Origin of the sequence: Micromonospora sp. C41 (genome assembly GCF_018070485.1) — a bacterium.
GTDB classification, from domain to species: domain Bacteria; phylum Actinomycetota; class Actinomycetes; order Mycobacteriales; family Micromonosporaceae; genus Micromonospora; species Micromonospora chalcea.
Genome location: NZ_JAGPXP010000019.1, coordinates 55,619 through 73,963, shown reverse-complemented (window position 1 = coordinate 73,963; position 18,345 = coordinate 55,619). Strand labels below are relative to the sequence as shown.

Here is an 18,345-nt window from a genome sequence, read left to right as displayed (position 1 = left end):
GCTGGGACATGCGCGCGTTGCTCTGGGTGGTCGGCGTGGTCGCCGGTGTGATCATCCTGCTCGGGCTGCTGCTGGAGGCGGTCCGCTGGCTCGTCATCATCGGCGTGATCGCGCTCGCCGCGGTGATCATCGTCGGCATCGTGAAGGGCCGGCGGGTGGTGCACCAGCATTCGACACGCCGGCACTGACCTGCGCAGGTGTGACCTACCCGGCAACCTACGTTAGCGTAGGTTACCGCCCGGTCACGTTAGGCTGGGGTCGTCATCCGCGCGACGAGGAGTAACGGCGATGGACGCGACCGCCCAGCGACCCTGGACCCGTAGCTACGCGCCGGGCGTACCGGCCGAGATCGCCGAGCCGGACGGCTCGCTCGTCGACCTGCTCACCGAGGCGGCCGGGCGGTTCGGGCCCCGGGTCGCGCTCGACTTCTACGGCGCCACCACCACGTTCACCGAGCTGGCCGACCAGGTGTCCCGCGCCGCCGAGGCGCTGCGCCGCCTCGGCGTCGGCCCGGGCGACCGGGTGGCGCTGGTGCTGCCGAACTGCCCGCAGCATGTGGTCGCCTTCTACGCCGTACTGCGGCTCGGCGCGGTCGTGGTCGAGCACAACCCGCTCTACACCGCCGACGAGCTGGACCGGCAGCTCACCGACCACGGCGCAGGCGTCGCGATCGTGTGGGACAAGGTCGCGCCGCTGGTGGCGGGACGCGGCGCCGTGCGTACCGTGGTGGCGGTCGACCTGACCGCGGCGCTGCCGCGGCTCAAGCGGTGGGCGCTGCGGGCGCCGCTGCCGAAGGTCCGCGCCGCCCGCGCCGCGATGACCGCCCCCGCGCCCGGCGCCCTGGCCTGGTCGGACCTGGTCGCCGCGGCCGGGCCGCTGCCCGCCGGGCATCCCGCGCCGGAGGCCGGCGACGTGGCGTTGCTCCAGTACACCGGCGGCACCACCGGCGAGCCCAAGGGCGCGGTGCTGACCCACCGCAACCTGCGCGCCAACGCCGCGCAGGGCCGGGCCTGGGTGCCCGGCCTGCGCGACGGCGAGGAGACCGTGTACGCGGTGCTGCCGCTGTTCCACGCCTACGGGCTGACGCTCTGCCTCACCTTCGCCGTCAGCATCGGGGCCACCCTGGTGCTGTTCCCCCGCTTCGACGCCGACCAGGTGCTCGACGCGGTCCGCCGCCGCCCGCCGACGTTCCTGCCCGCGGTGCCGCCGGTCTACGCGAAGCTCGCCACCGCCGCCCGCGAACGCGCCGTCGACCTCACCTCCATCCGGTACGCGATCTCCGGCGCGATGTCGCTGCCACCGGCCACCGTGGAGCTGTGGGAGCAGGTGACCGGCGGCCTGCTGGTCGAGGGGTACGGGATGACCGAGACGTCCCCGATCACCGTCGGCAACCCGGTCGCGCCGACCCGCCGGCCCGGCACCGTCGGCGTGCCGTTTCCCTCCACCGACGTGCGTATCGTCGACCCGGAGGACCCGAGCCGCGACCGCGCCCCGGGCGAGGCCGGTGAGCTGCTGGTCCGCGGCCCGCAGGTGTTCTCCGGCTACTGGCACCGGCCGGAGGAGACGGCGAAGGTGCTGCTGCCCGGCGGCTGGATGCGCACCGGCGACATCGTCACCATGGACGCCGACGGCTTCATCACGGTGGTCGACCGGATCAAGGAGCTAATCATCACCGGCGGCTTCAACGTCTACCCGTCCGAGGTGGAGGAGGCGTTGCGCCGCGTCCCCGGCGTACGCGAGGCCGCCGCCGTGGGAATGCCCACCGACGACGGCGAGGAGGTCGTCGCCGCGGTGGTGGTCGACCCGGCGGTGGCCGCCACCCCGGAGGCGATCCGGACCTCGTGCCGCACCCACCTGGCCGGTTACAAGGTGCCGCGCCGGGTCGTGGTGGTCGACGAGCTGCCGTACTCCCAGATCGGCAAGATCCTGCGCCGCGAGGTCCGCGAACGGCTGCTCGCCGCCCGCTGACGCAGTCCCCCAGGGCCCGCGGACGGCGAGTGGAACGCCATGGGTGTCAAACGGGGCCGGAGACACCCACCGCGTTCCACCGACGGCCGGACGTGTCGGTGCCGGCGCCTACGCTGTGGCGATGGTCGACAGACGTCAGGTGCTGGCCTTCCGCGTGCGCGCCCAGCAGCTCGACCGGGCGCAGGGCTCGCTCGCCGACACCGCCGTGCTCGACATCGGCGTGCAGGACACCGGCCCCGACGGCGGCCGCTGGGCGCTGGCGACGCGCGGGGTCGACGTGACCTCGCTGACCGGTGACGACGTGGTCATGCTCTGGACCGTACGCGGCGCCCCACACCTCTACCGCCGCGCCGACGTGGGCGCGGTGGCCGTCGCGGTCGAGCCGTTCTCCGACGCCGACGCGGGCAAGCGCATCTACGACGCGACAAAACCGTTGAAGGCCGCCGGCATCGGCATCGTCGCCGCGCTCGACGAGGTGGCCGCCCGGATGCGGGAGATCGTCCGCACGCCGACGGTCAAGGGCGAGGTCTCCGGGCGGCTCGCCGAGGTGATGCCCGAGCCCTACCTGCGGCACTGCCGGCCGTGCGACGCGATCCACCTCTACGAGATGCCGTTCCGGCTCGCCGCCGTACGCGCCGGGCTGGAGCTGCGCCTCGACACGTCACCGCCGGTCCTGGAACGCATCCGCGGGTTCCATCCGGCCGCCGCGCCCGGCGACCGGTTCGAGCTCATCCGCGCCTACCTGCGGCTGCTCGGCCCGGCCACCCCGAAGCACGTCGCCGACTACCTCGACGCCCCGGTCAAGGAGGTCAAGGCCCGCTGGCCGGGCGACGCGGTCGAGGTGAGCGTCGACGGTGAGACGCGCTGGCTGCTCGCCGCCGACGAGGCGGCGCTGGCGTCGGCGGACGCCACGACGACCCGCCTGCTCGGCCCGTTCGACCTGTTCCTCCAGGCGAAGGACCGGGCGACGCTCGTGCCGGACGCGGCCCGCGCCAAGGAGTTGTGGCCGGTGCTGGGCCGCCCTGGCGCCGTGCTGGCCGACGGGGAGCTGGCCGGCACGTGGCGGCCCCGCAAGTCCGGCCGGTCGTTCACCGTCGCCGTTCAGCCGTGGCGCAAGCTCACCGGCAGCGCCCGCGACGCGGTGATCGCGGAGGCCGAGCGCCTCGCCGCGTACCGGGGCGTGCCGCTCGCCGGTGTCGACTTCGCCGACTGACCGCCTACCGCGTCCGGCCGACCGCCGTCCAGGCCGACGCCGGCACCTCCACCGGCCACCGGTCGCCGAGCAGCGACGCGCACCGCTCGCGCAACGCCGCGCGGCCCGTGGCGTCGAGCCGCTGCACGTGGTCCCCGGCCGGGCCCACCCCGAACGTGTACGGCTCCCACCACTGGTCGAAGCTCGCGAAACTCGTCCGGACGGTGAGCGTGGACGACCGCACGTCCCGCAGGCCGGCGGCGGCGAACAGGTCGGCGAGGTGTCCCTCGCGCGCCCCGGCGAGCCCCGACTCGTCGTGCGCGTCCGGGTCGAGCGACCGGACCGCCTGCCAGAACACGGTCAGCGGCCCACGCCCACCGGCGTGGTCCCACACGCAGGCCGCCACCACACCCCCGGGCCGGGTCACCCGGGCCATCTCCCGCAGGCCGGCCACCGGGTCCGTCATGAAGTGCACGACGAGCTGAGCGAGCGTGACGTCGAAGCCGCCGTCGGGGAACGGCAGCAGCTCGGCCGACGCCCGCCGGATCTCGACCCCGGGCAGGCGTACCCGGGCCGCCTCCACGAACGGCGCCGACGGGTCGACAGCCGACACCGCCCCGGGCCCCAGCCGTGCCACCAGCTCCGCGGTCAGCGCTCCGGTGCCGCAGCCGACATCGAGCGCCCGCTGCCCCGGCGCGACGCCCGCCGCGTCGGCGAAGCGGACCGCCAGCGGCTCGGCGAATCGCCCCATGAAACGGCCGTACGCGGAAGCGTCCACATCAAAGCTCATCGCGTCACGCCACTATAGCCGCTAACCGCTCAGCGTATATCCATGCTGAGACAGTATCAGTCGCAGTGAGGTGAATAGTTTTCGTAAAGCCGCCTCGTCCATCCCCGCTGGATCGGGTCCGAACAATATCATCGCCGCCGAAGCGCTTCCCTCTTCCTCCAGCCAGATCGCCGACTTGTGCCTGTCCGGCAGATATTCGAGATACGTACCGCGGCGCCCGTGCCCAGCCCAGGTCTTCCCGGGCCGACTTAGGACTCGGTACACGGTGGCACCCACTGCAGGGCTACTAGCCTCGGTCGGCCGATTGTTGAACGGGGTGCTGCCCGGCGGATACTGCAGATAAGCAACCGAAGTGGCCGGTTGAACCCGCCCCATTTGGCAGACGAGCCGCAGGATTACGGGCTCGTCTGCGACCACGTCCACCTGCTGGCTCCAGCGTGGGCATTCGTCTGAGGACCAGATGCTGCGGTTCGCCATCAAAGGCAGATCCTCGGAGAAGAGGGTGACCGGCGGGGCCTCGGCGGCTTGCGGTTCCCGCGCCGTCGGCGCGGGAACCGCGGTACCTGCCGGCATATCCGGCCATGCGACGTACGCCAGGGCGACGGCGACTACCGCTGTCATCACGGCGACCTTTGCGTCCCGTATCCGCCGCTCGCGTAGTTCCGTCGTCCAGGCTGCCATTGCCCGACGGATTTGCCACCAAATCCGGCCAACTTCTCTGAAGGAGTCGGCCGTCTGGACCGCGAGAACGGCGGCCGAAAACCACGGCCAAGTGCCAGCCGAACGCCGCCACTCCGGTAGCTCCTCCAACAATTTCCTGGCAGTTTCGGGGGCCCGGGCATGTACGCCAGCGAGCAGCAACAGGGCGAGTTTGGGGTCCATTTTGCGGATGATCGCTGGCCGAGAATCCCGATCGTCGCTCATCTTTGCCAGCAATTCGGCCGCGGTGTCCTGGCCGAGAAGCCTGAGGCACTCCGCGGCCTTGCCCGGGTCAGCGAGTGCCAGCGCGGTCGTGGCCCGCGCAGCGCATTCGGGGGACATCTCGGCCAGCCATCGGTTCGGTGGGCCGGCGGCAATCACGGCGGCGGACCGCACCGGGGGCATCGCGTCGAGATACCCGCTCCTCTGCTCGATGCTCATCCTGGCGAGCAGTGGCGCCAGCCCTTCGTGGTTCATCTTGTCAAGCCACGCTGCAGCCTCCCCCCGGACGTCAGGCAGAGCCAGCATCACCCTGGCGGCGTCGACGTCCACCGCGGCCATACTCGACAGCAGTTGCGCGGCAACGACCGGTCCGGAGGGGGCCGAATGGTCACCATCAAGGACTCGACCCTCATGCCGCCCCAGATAGGTAAGCAGCCGCGCGGCCTCCTCCGGGCGCATTCGCGTCATCAATTTCGCCCGAAGTCGCGATTCAAGCGACCACATGATTCGGAAGGCATGCGGGCTGTCCATCGGCCCCAGGTGCTCGGCGCACCGCATCAGGCCGCCGTCCTTCCTGGCCATCACCGTCAGGATTCCCGCCGCGTGCCGGGCAGAGAGGGTCCGCAACACCAAGCGGCGATACTCGATTGGCGTTACCTCGTTGAGGAGCTCGCAGGCTTCCTCCGCCGCGTGGGTTTCCAGCTTGCCGCAGGTGATCGCGAGTTCCTCGCGAGCGTACGAGTGGTTGTTGACTACTATGAATTCGGCCTTGTTCTCGTGGTAGACGTCGCCGTAGATGACATCACGCGTGTTACCGAATACTGATCCCGACTCGCTGCGAAGATGGGAGTTGGTGACCGTCTGATTGTCCGCCTCGGTCACGACCGCCTCCGCCCACCCCGACTCGCACGCCCCTGCGAAGGATCAGAGTTAATGTGGACGTTCCTCGCGTTCCCGATGACGTGTCCGGACTTGCTCTGGAGGCGAGATCGCGACACCCCCTGACTTCTTCCGCTGGCCATCGGTGAATCACCCTCGTGACTCACCCAAGACGAGCCAATCGCAGTTACCAGACCGAGCACAGAGGCAGCACCTGCTCCGGCAAGCGCCCACTTCGCTTCGAGCCCGGACGCCACCCGTAGAACCACCAGGAAGACGATTCCCGCTAGACCGAGCCCCACCACCACGGTCACGTTCCATTTCACTATTCGACTCATCCGTGTGCCTCCCCGACTACTTCGCCGACGCACTAACGGTAAACACGCGGGTACCAGGCGGACTCATCCGATCGGGGCACATCGACGTGCCATTCGCCCGGACCTAGTAACGCCTTGCCGCTTTCGGGAGGATTGCCTGAGTAGAGTGGGCCGGTCTGCTGGACGCGACTACCGTAGCAACGCCCGTGTCATGATCATGCGCATGATTGTCTGGATCAACGGCGCGTTCGGTGTCGGCAAGACGACCACCGCGCGGCTGCTCACGGAGTCGCTTCCGGACGCGCGGCTGTTCGACCCGGAGTTCCTCGGCTCGATGCTCACCGCGTTCGTCACCCCGCCGACCGGCGACTTCCAGGACCTGCCCCTGTGGCGTCACCTCGTCGTGCAGACGGTCACCGGCCTGGACCGGCACCACCCGGGCATCTGGATCGTGCCGATGAGCCTGCTCGTCCCGGCGTACCGCGCGGAGATCCTCGGCGGCATCCGCGCCGCGGGCGTCGACGTCCGCGAGGTCGTGCTCACGCTCCCCGAGGACCGGTTGCGGGCCCGGATCGACGCCGACCAGGTCGAGTCCGGCGCGCGCGGCTGGCGGCACGACCACGTCGCCCGGGCGCTGGACACGTTCGCGTCGGTGACCGACGCCCACCTGATCGACGCCACCGTCCCGCCCGAGCAGGTGGCCGACGCCGTCGCCGCGCACGTCACGGGCGCAGCCTGATCGTGGGAGGATGCTCGGCATGCCGGATCGCGCGTTGAGCTTCGGAGCGGCGGCGCAGGCGTACGAGCGGTTCCGGCCCGGCTACCCCGAGGAGCTTGCCGACCTGGTGCTGGCGTACGCGGACCGGCCGGTCCGGACCGCCCTGGAGATCGGCGCCGGGACCGGCAAGGCCACCCGGCTGTTCGCGCGGCGCGGCATCGCGGTCACCGCCACCGACCCGGATTCCGCGATGCTCGCCGAACTGCGCCGGCACGTCCCGGCCGGGGTGCGGGTCCGGCAGGCCGCGTTCGAGCAGTTGCGCGCCGGCGAGGGCCACGACCTGGTGTACGCGGCGGCGGCGCTGCACTGGACCGACCCGGCGGGCCGGTGGGAGCGGGTCGCTGGGCTGCTCGTGCCCGGTGGCGTGTTCGCCTCGTTCGGCGGGCCGCTGCGGCTGGCCGACCCGGCGCTGCGCGACGGGGTGGCCGCGGCCCGGTCCGCGTTCCTCGCCGATGACGAGATCCCGTCGCCGGACGGGACGCCGCCGGAGGCCGGCATGCAGTGGCCCGGCACGGAGCTGCGCGCCTCCGAGTGGTTCACCGACGTGCGGCAGGAGGTGATCGAGCGGCGGATCCCGATGAGCGCCGACGACTACGTCGGTCTCCTGTCGACCGTCTCGGCCTATCTCGAACTGCCGCCGCACGTACGCGAGCAGGTGTTCCACCGCGTACGCGAGGTGCTGCCCGGCGCGGTCGAGGTCACCGCCGACGTCACGGTCCACCTGGCGCGGCGGACGTCGCAGACCTGATCACCCGGGCCAGGAGGGCCGCCAGACCGGCCCGGTCAGCGGTGGCAGGCCCGCGAAGTGGCGGATCACCGGCCGCAGCCCCGGGTGCGGGCCGGTCCGGGGCAGCATGAGGTTGATCGGGTACGCGAGCACCGGACCCGCGATCGGGATGCGGCGCAGGTCGTGGCCGGCGGGCCAGAGGTAGCGGTCCTGCGCGCCGACCAGCGTCGCCACGTCCGCCGAGTCCGCGAGCTCGTCGAGGAGCACCTCGGTGCCGAAGTTCGGCCCGGTCGCGTCCACCCACAGGTCGAAGGCATCGGCGAGTTGCTCGTAGAACTCGCCCCACTCGCTGCCCGCCACGATGCCCGGCACCCGGAGCCGGTGTCCGCGCAGCTGGGACGGCGTGAGCGTGCGCGCGGACGCGAGCGGATGCCGGGGCCCGGCGAGCAGTTGCAGCGGCGAGTCGAAGGCGCGGACCATCCGTACCTCGGGCGGCAGCGCGGCCGGGTCGGTGACGGTGCGGAACGCGGCGTCGACGTCGCCGGCCCGGACGGCGGCGGCGACCTGCCGGGGGTCGTCGACCCGCAGCGTCACCACGTCGAGGTCAACGCCCGGGTGGGCGCGCCAGTAGTCGTGCAGCAGGACGGCCTGCGCGCTGCGCAGGCCGAGCACGTCGATGCGCGGCGCCCGAGCGCCGGGCCGGACCGCGGCGACCGCGCGGTCCGCGCCGGCGACGACGCCCCGGGCGTGCGGGAGGAACGCCCGGCCGTCGTGTGTCAGCTCGACCCCTCGCGGTGTACGGGTGAACAGGCGCACTCCCAGCTCGCGCTCCAGCGCGGCGATCCGCTTCGACACGGCCTGCTGGGTGACGCCCAGCTCGTCGGCGGTGTGCCGGAACTGCCCGAGTTCGGCCGCCCGCACGAACGACCGCACCGCCTCGCTGTCCACCGGCCCACAGTAGGCGGGTCCAGCCGATGGTTGTGGCGCGCCGGGCAGCGGTTGTTTGCCCCGGCGTCCAACCGGCCGGTCTGATGCGCGGGGCATCGGTGACGGGGGCGGCGTGCGGAAGCTGGGTTCGGATTTCGGGTGGCTGTGGTCGGCGTACGCGGCGAGCACGTACGGCACCTGGCTGGCGTTCGGCGCGTTCCCGCTGATCGCGGTGCGGCTGCTTGATTCGTCGGCGTTCGCCGTGTCGCTCCTGGAGGCTTCGGGGCTGGCGGTGGCGGCGGTGCTGGCGGTTCCGCTCGGGCCGTGGGTGGCCTACCGGCGGAAGCTGCCGGTGATGATCGCGACGGATCTGGTCCGGTTCGCGGCCCTGGCGAGCGTGCCGGCCGCGTACGCGCTCGGGGTGTTGTCCTACGGCCAGTTGCTCGTCGTCGCGGTGGTCTGCGGGACGGCCGGCATCACGTTCACCGCCGCGTCCGGGGCGTACCTGAAGGGCCTGGTCCGCGGTGACGGGCTGCTGGCGGCCAACGGACGGTTGGAGGCGACGAGCTGGGCCGCGACGGCGGCCGGGCCGCCGCTCGGGGGCGCGCTCGTCGGGCTGCTCGGCCCGGTCGTCACCATCACCGCCGACGCGGTGAGCCACCTGCTGTCGGCACTCGCGGTCCGGCGGATCCGGGCCGCCGACACGGCCGCGCCCCGCGACCCGGCGGGCGCCTCACGCGTCGCCGACCTGGGCGCCGGCTGGCGGTTCGTGCGCCGCGACCCGGTGCTGTGGCGGCTGTTCCTCAACTCGGTGCTGGTCGGCGGCCTGATCATGGCGACCGCGCCGCTGCTCGCCGTGCTCCTGCTGGGTGAGTACCGGGCGGCGGCGTGGCAGTACGGGCTGGTCTTCGGTGTCTCCGCGCTCGGCGGCGTGCTCGGTGCACGGCTGAGCCCGCGCCTGGTGCGGCGGTACGGGCGGCAGCGGGTCATGACGATGTCCGGCTGGCTGCGGTCGATCGTTCCGCTCGGTCTCGCGCTCACCCATCCGGGGACCACCGGGCTGCTGACCGTGATCGCCGTCGAGTCGGTGCTCATCACGTGCATGGGCGTGTTCAACCCGATCTACGCGACCGAGCGCCTGCGTCGGACCCCGCGGGCGCACACCGCACAGGTCCTGACCGCGTGGAGCGTCACCGGCCGGCTCACCCAGGCCGCGTTGATGACCGTGTGGGGCGTCCTCGCCACAGTCGTCGGCCCGCTCGCCGCGATCACCGTGTCCGGGGTGCTGCTGCTCGCCACGCCGCTGCTGCTGCCGACGCGCCGGCACACGCGCGATCCGGAGCCCGCGCGCCCGGCCGCCGCCGTCTCCTGAACCCGGCGGCCGACGGTCAGGACGCCAGGTAGGCGGTCAGCCGGTCGGCGAGCGGGCCCGGGCGGCTGAGCGCTACCGCGTGGCCGCCGTCGATCTCGTCCGGCACCACGCCGAGCCGGTCGGCGGCCACCCGGCGCTGGAAGTCGGCGGGAAAGAACCGGTCGTCGCGGCCGATGAGCACCCTCGTCGGCACGGCCGGCCAGGCGGCGAGCGGCCACGGCTCGTCCCACTCCGCGCTGACCTGCTCCCGGCCGTGCGCGGGCGCCTCGGCGACGATCCCGGCCGGCACGCCGTTGTAGAACTGCTGTTCCTCGCTGAGCCCGTCCGGCTCGCGGTAGCCGGTGTTGCCCCACCAGTCTCCCGGCTTCTCGCCGGGCCGCGGAATCATCGGGGTGAGCAGGACCAGGAGGCGCACCGGCAACCGGTCGGCGACCAGCGGTGCGGTGAACGCGCCGTACGAGTGCCCGACCACCACGAGGTCGTCCCGGTTGCCGACGGCGTCGATCACCGCCTGGCGGAAGTCGGTGAACCCCGCCGACCGGTCACCGATCGGCAGCTCCGGCACCACCGCGTCGTGACCCCGGGCGGCCAGCTCGGGAACCAGCAGGTGCCAGTCCCACGCGCTGCCCCCGCCGCCGTGGATGAGCACGAACGTCGTCATGCCCGGACCCTCCCACACCGGTACGACAAGCCGTGACTGTCAGTGCGGATACGCCCGGGGCACACGGGCGGCCCGCAGCTCGTCGCGGAACGCCTCGATGCGGGTGATGACCTGGCGCCGCCCGATCGTGTTCTCGATCCGGTCGAGGTAGAGACAGCGGGCGGCGAGCCGGGGCAGGTCGACCGAGAAGTAGATCGCCATCAGGGGGTTGACGAACAGGTCGCCGTCGCCGGTGCGCCGACTGAACCGTACGTCTCCGAACGCGCCGCCGGTGGCGGCGGCGATCTGCCCCTGGACGATGCTCGGCCGGTGCGGGGTGGCGGCCTGGGCCTGCGCGACCGCCTCTCGGTAGAGCACCGCCTCACGGCTGGAGCCGGGAATGGACAGCGCGCCGAGGTAGCCGCCCTCCCGGTCGAGGGCGGCCAGGTTCTCCAGCACCTCGACGTGGTTGACGCCGTCGTGCGCGTCGATGCCGAAACCGAGGCTGCTCACCAACCGGATCGGCACATCCAGCCCGGCCACGGCGGCCAGGCTGGTGATGTCCTCCACCGGGGTGCCCAGGCCGCTCTCGTCGCCGCGCAACAGGATGTCGGTGCCGCCGTCGACGAGCACGATCGCGTCGACGTCGAGCCGGTCGACCAGGTGCCGGTACGCCTCGCGCAGCGTCTGCACGCCCAGCGGCGGGAAGGCGTACACGGTCGACGGCAGGTCCCGGCCCGCCAGCCAGCGGGCCAGGTGCCCCTCCGGGAAGTACCAGTCGGGGCTGAGGGTGTCCGGCCGGATCGCCGCGACGTGCTCGTCCACCCACACCTGCCGGTCGAGCAGTTCCAGCTCCGAGAAGGAGAGGCTGGCCAGGTGCACCCGCTTGCCGGCCTGCCACAGGGCCAGGGCCAGCGGCAGGCCGGCGTAGACGTCGAAGCCGCCACCGGCGCCGGCGATCAGGACGTCGTTCGCCGGAGCCAGTGCGGCGAACAACGGCGGAACGGCCAACGTGTACGCGGCGGTGTCGGTCACCAGATGATGATCTCCGCTCGCGTTCGGGCTCGCTGCCCCGTGGCCGGCCGGTCGAGGGCCGGGACCCGCTCGTTCAGGCCGGGCGGCCGAACGTGACCGCCTCCCGGACCAGCTCCGGCGCGTTCTCCACCAGTTGCGCGTCCGGCCGCGCGCCGAGCGCGTCGTTCACTGTGGAGAAGGCGAGCCGGAACGCGATCAGCGTGGTGGCCTCGAAGATCTCCCGGTCGTTCAGGCCGGCGTCGCGCAGGCGTTGGGTGTCGGCCTCGGTGGTGGCGTTCGGGTCCGTCACGACCCGGCGGGACCAGTCGGCCAGCGCCGTCTCCCGCTCGGACAGGGCCGCCTCGTCGCCGCGCAGCACCGCGGCGGCGGTCTCCTCGTCGCTCATCCCGGCCAGCCGGACGCCCCAGGCCAGCGAGCAGTACGAGTCGCCCCGCGCGGCGGCGGTGGCGGCGACCAGCACCGCCACCTCACGCGCGGACAGCGTGGACGCGGACAGCAGTTCGGCGCGCGTGTTCTGGAACGACATCAGCACGTCGGGTCGCCAGCACCAGACGCGGGTGAGGTTGTTGACGTAGCCGTCGGAGGAGAGGTCGTCCTCGTACGCGGCTTTCGCCGCCGGGCTCTGCGGCGGTTCGGGGAGGAAGGCGGCGCTCATGCGGGCAGTCTGCGCCACCCGGGCGCCCCCCACTGGCTGATCAACGACAGTAGGATCCGCTGATGATCCGGGCGGTCTTCTTCGACGTGGGCGGGACGATCCTCGACGAGACGCGCGAGTTCGCGACGTGGGCGGACTGGCTGGGCGTACCCCGGCACACGTTCTCCGCGGTCTTCGGCGCGGTGATCGCCCGAGGGCTGGACTACCAGGAGGTGTTCCGGGCGTTCCGGCCGGACTTCGACCTCACCGCCGAACTCGCCCGCCGGGTCGCGGCCGGTGACCCGGAGTCGTTCGGCGAGGAGGATCTGTACCCGGACGCGCGGGCGTGCCTGACCGCCCTGAAGGACCAGGGTCTGCGCGTCGGCCTGGCCGGCAACCAGCCGGAGCACGCCGAGGCGACGCTGCGGACGCTGGACCTGCCGGTGGACGTGATCGGCACGTCGGCGGCCTGGGGCGTGTCGAAGCCCGCGCCGGAGTTCTTCGACCGGGTGGTCCGCGAGAGCGGCGGCGACGCGGCGGCGATCCTGTACGTCGGTGACCGGCCGGACAACGACGCCGCGCCCGCGATGGCCGCCGGCATGTCGGCGTGCCTGATCCGGCGCGGGCCGTGGGGGCACATCCTCGACATGCCGGACGTGGCCGACCGGTGCCTGTTCCGCATCGACTCGCTGCACGAGCTGCCGGACCTGGTGGCGCGGCACAATGCGGCGGGCGGCTAGGCCGGGGCGTCACCGGTCACGGAGACCCGCGTCCGATGGTGGCGCGGCGACTCGATCTCGTCGACCACCGCCACCGCCAGATCGGCGTACGACAGGGGCGCCGACGCCGGGGCGCGCTCGCCGCCGAGGCGGTACCGGCCGGTGCGGGTACCGGCCACGTCCAGCGCGGCGGGTGGGGTGAGCACCAGCCAGTCGACTGTGGTGTCCGCCGCGCGGAGCCGGTCCAGGCCGGCGGCGTGGCTGAGCGCGAACGGCCGCAGCTCGGCGGGCAGCACGGCCGGGTCGTCGTAGAGGGGCCGGCCGTGCGCGTCGATCAGGGTGGCGAACAGGCCGATCGCCACGAGCCGGGGCACGTCCGCGCGGGCCAGGCCGTGCAGCAGCGCGTCGGCTGCCCGGACGAAGAACTCCGGATCGAGGCCGGCGGCGGCGAGCGCGTCCGGCCCGGAGGCCGGGCTGACCGCGTGGACGACGGCGTCGTGCCCGTATCCGATCGAGGTGACGGCCTCCGGGTCGGTGACGTCGCCGCGTACCGCGGAGGTGAGGTCGGGATGGCGGGCGGGGTCACGGACGACGGCGGTGACGCGGTGGCCGCGGCGGTGGGCCTCGGCGGTGACGGCGCGGCCGGCCCGGCCGCCCGCGCCGAAGACGGCGATGCTGGTCATGGCGCGACGGTAGGACGCGGGGTGCCGGTTACCGCAACGGTACCGGGTTACGCTCGGGCGGTGACGCCGCTCGATCCGGACATGTTCCACCCCGCCTGTCCGTCGCGGATGATGCCGTTGCAGATCGGCGACAAGTGGACCGCGATGGTGGTGCTGTGCCTGGAGCACGGGCCGCGCCGGTTCACCGAGTTGCGGGCGCCGCTGCGCACGATCACGCCGAAGGTGCTGGCCGAGACGTTGCGGGCGATGGAACGCGACGGGCTGGTCACGCGGACCGCCTACGACGAGAACCCGCCGCGCGTGGAGTACGCGCTGACGCCGCTGGGGCGAAGCCTGCTGACGCTGGTCGCGGCCGCCCGGTCGTGGAGCGAGGCGCACCTGGACGAGTTGCTGGCGGCCCGCCGGTCGCACGATTCGCGGACGTCGTGACGGCGCCGGCCGGCACCGGGCGTGGCGGACTGCGGAGGTTCGTTGCGAACGTGATGACGAACGTGCTCGCGAACCTCATCGCGGCGGCGATCATCTACGTGCTCGCCGCGGCCGCCGGGCTGCTCCCCCGCGACCCGGCGCTGATCCTCGCGGCGTTGTTACTCGTCGGCCTCGCCGCTGCCATGATCCTGATCTTCCTGATCAGTACGAACGCCTTCGCCGACAAGGAGGACATCCTCGGCGGGTGGATGGCGATCTCCCTCGGTGCGCCGATCCTGACCGCGGCCGTGGCGTACGCGTTCCGTGAGGGCGATCCGGCGGCGGGGGTCGCGGGCGGGCTGATGGGCGCGGGGCTCACCGGCGCAGGCGTGGCTTTGCTGGTGGCCGGACGGCGGCTGCGGCGGGCGGCCGATCCGTCGCCCGACGGCGAGCAGCAGGCGGCTGAGCCGCACGCCCGGCCTTAGCGTCGTACCCGTGGCATAGCCTTCCGGCCATGGGAACCGCCGAGCTGGACGAGCTGATCGTGCCCGACGCGGAGGCGCTGCGCGCGTGGTTGTCCGCCCACCACGACACGTCGCCCGGCATCTGGCTCGCCCTGACCCGCAGGGGTGGCACGCTCACCACACTGACCTGGCAGCAGGCGGTCGACGAGGCGTTGTGCTTCGGCTGGATCGACGGGCAGGCCCGCAAGCGTGACCACGAGAGCTCCTGGATCCGGTTCACCCCGCGCCGGGCCCGCAGCTCCTGGTCGCAGCGCAACGTCGCGCACGTGGCCCGGCTGGAGGAGCAGGGGCGGATGACACCCGCCGGCCGCGCGGCGGTGGAGGCCGCGAAGGCGGACGGCCGGTGGGCGGCGGCGTACGCTCCTCCGTCGGAGGCCGAGCTGCCGGCCGACCTGCTCGCCGCCGTCGCCGCCGAGCCCGCCGCCCAAGCCATGCTCGACGTCCTCACCAGCGCCAACAGGTTCGCGCTCATCCACCGGCTGAACGCGGTCAAGCGCGCGGAGACCCGGGAACGCAAGATCGGTGAGTTCGTCGCCATGCTGGCCCGCCACGAGACGTTCCACCCGCAGAAGGCGAAGCCGCCGGCCACGCCGTGACCCGCGTCCCGGCTCACGAGTGGTCCCGGACGAACGCGCGCAGGAGCGCGGCGCACTCGGCCGCGTGGGTCTCCACCAGCAGGTGGCCGCCGTTGAAGAGGTGCGCGTCCATCCGGTCCAGCGCGCGATGCTGCGCGAGCACCTCGTCCACGTCGAAGTAGGCGTCGTGCCGGTCCCACAGCACGAGCGCCGGGGGTTGGTGGGCGCTGTGGTACTCGGCGACCGGCGGGTCTGACCGGGCGTACGCTCGAACGAGCCGACGGTGGGAGGTCGCCCGCGATGATCCCGTTGCTGATCCTGCTCGGGCTTCTCCTCGGACGCTGGTGGCGGTTGTCGCTCGTCGCCGCCGCGCTGGGCTGGCCGGTCCTGCTGGTCGCGACCGGCGTGACGGACGTCGGCGCGGGGCTGCTCGGCGCGGCCGTGCTCGCCGTCGCGAACACCGGTGCCGGCGTGCTGCTCCACCAGGGAGCCCGCCTGGCGATCCGCAGGCTTCGGGCGTCCTGAGCCGGGCCGGTGCGCTACACGGCGCCGCCGGTGTTGCGGATCATCCGCCGGCGCACCTTGAGGGTGGTGACGTAGTCGGCGTCGTCGACGCCGTCGTGGATGCGGGCCCGGATCCCCGGCGCGTGCTGCTTGAGGCGGAGCCGGGCGTCCTCCCCCGCCTCGGTGATCCGTAGCCGGCCGTCCGCGTCGCGGGTCAGCCAGCCGCGTTCCCGGAGCACCTCCGCCTCGGCGTCCAGGTCGTCCTCGGCCCGTAGATACGAGCGCATCGCGTGTCGCAGTTCGGGGACGGTCAGTCCGCCGCCGCCGGGCAGGAGGTCGTTCGGGGACAGGTTGCGCAGCAGCCAGAACTGGGGCTGGGTGAAGCCGTGCGTGGCGTGCTGGGCGCGGGTGAAGGCGATGAGCGACTCGTACGCGACGCCCGTCCAGTAGGCGGCCGGCTGGCCAGCGAGTTCGGCGTCGGACAGATGCTGTGTGGTCATGATGCTCTACCTCCGGCGGTGGTCGGGTGAGCACGACGCTAGGACCTCAACCACGCTTCAGATCAAGCCGCGAGGGACATCGCGTTCCGGTCGGCCCGGGCATGATGAGGCGCATGCGGGTAGCGATGGCGACCGACGCGGGACATCCCGGCCGTACCAATGAGGATTTCGCCGGCGCCGTCCCCTGCGGCCTGGTCCTGGTCGACGGCGCCGGCGGCATCGCGGGCGCGGACGAGGTCTGCCGTCACGGCATCGCCTGGTACGCGACGCGGCTCGGCGGTGCGCTACTCGGCGCGCTGGCGCAGGAGCGGAGCCTGCGCGACGTGCTGGCCGAGGGCATCGAGCGGGTCACCGACCAGCACCGCGACACCTGCGACGTCGCCCACCCGATCAGCCCGTTCGCCGCGGTGGCGATGCTGCGGTTCTCCGGCGGGACCGTCGAGCACCTGGTCCTCGGTGACGCGGTCGCGCTGGTCGGCCGGGCGGCCGGTGATCCCGTCGTCGCCCACGATCCGCGTGAGGTGGTGATCGCCCGAGCCTTCGAGGAGCGGCTGAAGGACGTGCCGGAGGGCGGCGACGAGTACCGGCGGCTGCTGATGGAGCTGCGGTCCCGCCGCAACAGCCCCGGCGGCTTCTGGGTCGCCAAGGACGATCCGGCGGTGGTGGCCGAGGCGGCCACCGGCGAGTGCCCGGCCCACGACGTGACCGGCGCGGCGCTGCTCAGCAACGGCGCGAGCCGTCTCGTGGACACGTTCGGCCTGACCGACTGGCCGGGGCTGCTGCGCCTGCTGGAGACCGCCGGCCCGGCCGAGGTCATCGCCCGGGTCCGGGTGGCGGAGGCACGCGGGGGCGTCGCCACCGACGACGCGACGATTGTCTGCCGCGCCTGACCGGCACGACAATCCGGCTGTGCTCGTGTTGACTGCGGCGATGGACCGTCAACGGCTCAGCAGCATCGCGCACTCGCACCACCCGATCGCGGCGCCGCTCTCCGGCGTCAACGTCAACCGGCTGCTGCGCCGGGCCGGTCGCCGGCCGGCGGCCCGGATCCTCGACCTGGGCTGCGGGGAGGCCGCCTGGGCGTTACAGGCCCTCGCGCACCACCCGGACGGGCACGCCGACGGCGTGGACCTCAACCCGTACGCGCTGGAACGCGCCACGGAGGCCGCCGCCGTGCGCGGCCTCGCCGACCGGCTCACGCTGCACGAGCGCGACGCCCGGTCGTACGTGCCGGACGGCGACTACGACCTGGTGCTCTGTGTCGGGTCGACGCACGCGTTCGGCGGGTTCGGCGAGACGCTGGAACTGGCCGGCCGGCACGTGAACGCCGACGGCGTCCTGATGGTGGGTGAGGGGTTCTGGCAGGTGCCGCCGACGCCGCAGGCGCTGGCGGCGCTGGGCGCGAAACCCGACGACCACACCGACCTCGCCGGTCTGGTCGCGGCCGCCGAGCAGGCCGGCTGGACCCCGGTGTACGCGCACGTCAGCGACGCCGCCGAGTGGGACGACTACGAGTGGTCGTGGACCGGTTCGCTGACCGAGTGGGCACTGGACAACCCGGGTCACCCGGATGCCGCCGGCGCGCTCGCCACCGCCCGGGAGCACCGGGACCAGTGGCTGCGCGGATACCGCGGCGTGCTGGGGTTCGTGACGCTGGTGCTGCGCCGGATCTGACCGGCTACCGGCGCGGGTCCGGCCCGGGACAGGCGGGCGGGGCACTATCGTTCGGGCGTGCAGATCCGTTTCGCCGTACCGGCCGACCCCGCCTATCCGGCCCGTGTGGCCGCCGCGCTGGCCGCCGCCCGGCTGCGCCGCTTCGGCTACATCGGCGCGGCCCTCGCCGCGATCGGGGTGATCGGCTGGATCGCCTCGCAGGCGTCGGAGCGGGGCGGCCGCTTCGCGTCGCTGTGGACCGCGTTGATCGTGGCCGGCGTGCTGTCGATGCTGTACGCGCCGTGGGTGCGCTGGCGGGCCCGGCGCCGGTCCGGCGGCTACGCGGTCGAGGGCGGCTACGACATCGACGACCGCAACATCATGATGCGCAGCGGTTCGGAGTCCGGCGGCATCGCCTGGGACGGCGTCGAGCGGGTCACCGAGACCCCGGATTTCTGGATCGTGTACGTGGGACGGATGCCGGCCACGGTGATCCCCCGGTGGCTGATGTCCGCCGAGGACGCCGGGACGCTGCGCGCCTTCATGGCCGGACGCGGACTGCTCGGCGACCGTTGACGAGGTTCTGATCGGCTGTACGT

23 protein-coding genes are annotated in these 18,345 nt (G+C 72.9%); 14 read left to right on the top strand and 9 right to left on the bottom strand.

Annotated features, from left to right (window positions below):
- Positions 1–8: 8 nt before the first annotated feature.
- From KBX43_RS20655 to KBX43_RS20645, 3 genes are all read left to right on the top strand, one after another.
- Positions 9–188 (top strand): hypothetical protein, encoded by a 180-nt coding sequence (locus tag KBX43_RS20655; protein WP_043324665.1) that lies wholly within the window; start codon positions 9–11, stop codon positions 186–188.
- Between the two features lie 100 nt (positions 189–288).
- Positions 289–1,968 carry a long-chain-fatty-acid--CoA ligase gene (locus tag KBX43_RS20650; protein ID WP_210886670.1) on the top strand — a complete coding sequence of 560 codons (1,680 nt, stop codon included), beginning with the start codon at positions 289–291 and terminating at the stop codon, positions 1,966–1,968.
- A gap of 121 nt (positions 1,969–2,089) precedes the next feature.
- Positions 2,090–3,181, top strand: coding sequence for a winged helix DNA-binding domain-containing protein (locus tag KBX43_RS20645; protein WP_210886667.1), 1,092 nt, complete (start codon positions 2,090–2,092; stop codon positions 3,179–3,181).
- 4 nt (positions 3,182–3,185) lie between these two features.
- Here the strand turns inward: KBX43_RS20645 and KBX43_RS20640 are convergent, their stop codons facing one another.
- Positions 3,186–3,950, bottom strand: coding sequence for a class I SAM-dependent methyltransferase (locus tag KBX43_RS20640; RefSeq protein ID WP_210886665.1), 765 nt, complete (start codon positions 3,948–3,950; stop codon positions 3,186–3,188).
- Between the two features lie 21 nt (positions 3,951–3,971).
- On the bottom strand, positions 3,972–5,753 hold the full coding sequence (locus KBX43_RS20635; RefSeq protein ID WP_210886662.1) for a hypothetical protein: 1,782 nt from the start codon (positions 5,751–5,753) through the stop codon (positions 3,972–3,974).
- 537 nt (positions 5,754–6,290) lie between these two features.
- Here KBX43_RS20635 and KBX43_RS20630 point away from each other — a divergent pair.
- Together KBX43_RS20630 and KBX43_RS20625 are read left to right on the top strand one after the other, a co-directional pair.
- Positions 6,291–6,806, top strand: a complete 516-nt coding sequence (locus tag KBX43_RS20630) for an AAA family ATPase (protein ID WP_210886659.1) — start codon at positions 6,291–6,293, stop codon at positions 6,804–6,806.
- Between the two features lie 19 nt (positions 6,807–6,825).
- Positions 6,826–7,593 (top strand): trans-aconitate 2-methyltransferase, encoded by a 768-nt coding sequence (locus KBX43_RS20625; RefSeq protein ID WP_210886657.1) that lies wholly within the window; start codon positions 6,826–6,828, stop codon positions 7,591–7,593.
- Here the strand turns inward: KBX43_RS20625 and KBX43_RS20620 are convergent, their stop codons facing one another.
- Positions 7,594–8,520: a LysR family transcriptional regulator gene (locus KBX43_RS20620; RefSeq protein WP_307851561.1), complete on the bottom strand. Its 927-nt coding sequence runs from the start codon at positions 8,518–8,520 to the stop codon at positions 7,594–7,596.
- A gap of 112 nt (positions 8,521–8,632) precedes the next feature.
- On the opposite strand from KBX43_RS20620, the gene KBX43_RS20615 reads away from it, so the two are divergent.
- The gene (locus KBX43_RS20615; RefSeq protein WP_210886654.1) at positions 8,633–9,871 is read left to right on the top strand and encodes an MFS transporter; all 1,239 of its coding nucleotides are present in this window, start codon (positions 8,633–8,635) and stop codon (positions 9,869–9,871) included.
- Between the two features lie 16 nt (positions 9,872–9,887).
- Here the strand turns inward: KBX43_RS20615 and KBX43_RS20610 are convergent, their stop codons facing one another.
- The 3 genes from KBX43_RS20610 to KBX43_RS20600 all read right to left on the bottom strand — a co-directional run bounded on the left by KBX43_RS20610 (position 9,888) and on the right by KBX43_RS20600 (position 12,201).
- A complete protein-coding gene (locus KBX43_RS20610) occupies positions 9,888–10,532 on the bottom strand; it encodes an alpha/beta fold hydrolase (RefSeq protein WP_210886651.1) in 645 nt (214 codons plus the stop codon).
- A 39-nt stretch (positions 10,533–10,571) separates the two neighbouring features.
- A complete protein-coding gene (locus KBX43_RS20605; protein WP_104114211.1) occupies positions 10,572–11,546 on the bottom strand; it encodes a DUF1152 domain-containing protein in 975 nt (324 codons plus the stop codon).
- A gap of 73 nt (positions 11,547–11,619) precedes the next feature.
- Positions 11,620–12,201 (bottom strand): carboxymuconolactone decarboxylase family protein, encoded by a 582-nt coding sequence (locus KBX43_RS20600; protein ID WP_205797166.1) that lies wholly within the window; start codon positions 12,199–12,201, stop codon positions 11,620–11,622.
- A 62-nt stretch (positions 12,202–12,263) separates the two neighbouring features.
- Between KBX43_RS20600 and KBX43_RS20595 the strand changes: the two genes are divergently transcribed.
- Complete coding sequence (locus KBX43_RS20595; protein ID WP_064446208.1) at positions 12,264–12,920, top strand: HAD family hydrolase; 657 nt, start codon at positions 12,264–12,266, stop codon at positions 12,918–12,920.
- Here KBX43_RS20595 and KBX43_RS20590 read toward each other — a convergent pair.
- Positions 12,917–13,582 (bottom strand): NAD(P)-dependent oxidoreductase, encoded by a 666-nt coding sequence (locus tag KBX43_RS20590; RefSeq protein WP_064446209.1) that lies wholly within the window; start codon positions 13,580–13,582, stop codon positions 12,917–12,919. The genes KBX43_RS20595 and KBX43_RS20590 overlap by 4 nt on opposite strands.
- A gap of 60 nt (positions 13,583–13,642) precedes the next feature.
- On the opposite strand from KBX43_RS20590, the gene KBX43_RS20585 reads away from it, so the two are divergent.
- The 3 genes from KBX43_RS20585 to KBX43_RS20575 are packed head-to-tail and all read left to right on the top strand — an operon-like array spanning position 13,643 to position 15,110.
- Positions 13,643–14,011 (top strand): helix-turn-helix domain-containing protein, encoded by a 369-nt coding sequence (locus tag KBX43_RS20585; RefSeq protein WP_223201100.1) that lies wholly within the window; start codon positions 13,643–13,645, stop codon positions 14,009–14,011.
- A 53-nt stretch (positions 14,012–14,064) separates the two neighbouring features.
- Positions 14,065–14,475: a hypothetical protein gene (locus KBX43_RS20580; protein ID WP_043330213.1), complete on the top strand. Its 411-nt coding sequence runs from the start codon at positions 14,065–14,067 to the stop codon at positions 14,473–14,475.
- 29 nt (positions 14,476–14,504) lie between these two features.
- Positions 14,505–15,110, top strand: coding sequence for a YdeI family protein (locus tag KBX43_RS20575; RefSeq protein ID WP_210886648.1), 606 nt, complete (start codon positions 14,505–14,507; stop codon positions 15,108–15,110).
- Between the two features lie 13 nt (positions 15,111–15,123).
- Here the strand turns inward: KBX43_RS20575 and KBX43_RS20570 are convergent, their stop codons facing one another.
- Entirely contained in the window at positions 15,124–15,294 is a 171-nt protein-coding gene (locus KBX43_RS20570; RefSeq protein WP_231915454.1) for a hypothetical protein, read from the bottom strand.
- A 95-nt stretch (positions 15,295–15,389) separates the two neighbouring features.
- On the opposite strand from KBX43_RS20570, the gene KBX43_RS20565 reads away from it, so the two are divergent.
- Positions 15,390–15,614, top strand: a complete 225-nt coding sequence (locus KBX43_RS20565) for a hypothetical protein (RefSeq protein WP_210873666.1) — start codon at positions 15,390–15,392, stop codon at positions 15,612–15,614.
- Between the two features lie 14 nt (positions 15,615–15,628).
- Here the strand turns inward: KBX43_RS20565 and KBX43_RS20560 are convergent, their stop codons facing one another.
- Positions 15,629–16,093 carry a MarR family transcriptional regulator gene (locus tag KBX43_RS20560; protein ID WP_210886645.1) on the bottom strand — a complete coding sequence of 155 codons (465 nt, stop codon included), beginning with the start codon at positions 16,091–16,093 and terminating at the stop codon, positions 15,629–15,631.
- Between the two features lie 113 nt (positions 16,094–16,206).
- On the opposite strand from KBX43_RS20560, the gene KBX43_RS20555 reads away from it, so the two are divergent.
- The 3 genes from KBX43_RS20555 to KBX43_RS20545 are packed head-to-tail and all read left to right on the top strand — an operon-like array spanning position 16,207 to position 18,322.
- Positions 16,207–16,983 (top strand): hypothetical protein, encoded by a 777-nt coding sequence (locus KBX43_RS20555; RefSeq protein WP_247677577.1) that lies wholly within the window; start codon positions 16,207–16,209, stop codon positions 16,981–16,983.
- Between the two features lie 19 nt (positions 16,984–17,002).
- Positions 17,003–17,767 carry a cyclopropane-fatty-acyl-phospholipid synthase family protein gene (locus tag KBX43_RS20550; protein WP_247301551.1) on the top strand — a complete coding sequence of 255 codons (765 nt, stop codon included), beginning with the start codon at positions 17,003–17,005 and terminating at the stop codon, positions 17,765–17,767.
- Between the two features lie 57 nt (positions 17,768–17,824).
- Positions 17,825–18,322: a YcxB family protein gene (locus KBX43_RS20545; RefSeq protein ID WP_043324678.1), complete on the top strand. Its 498-nt coding sequence runs from the start codon at positions 17,825–17,827 to the stop codon at positions 18,320–18,322.
- Positions 18,323–18,345: the final 23 nt, after the last annotated feature.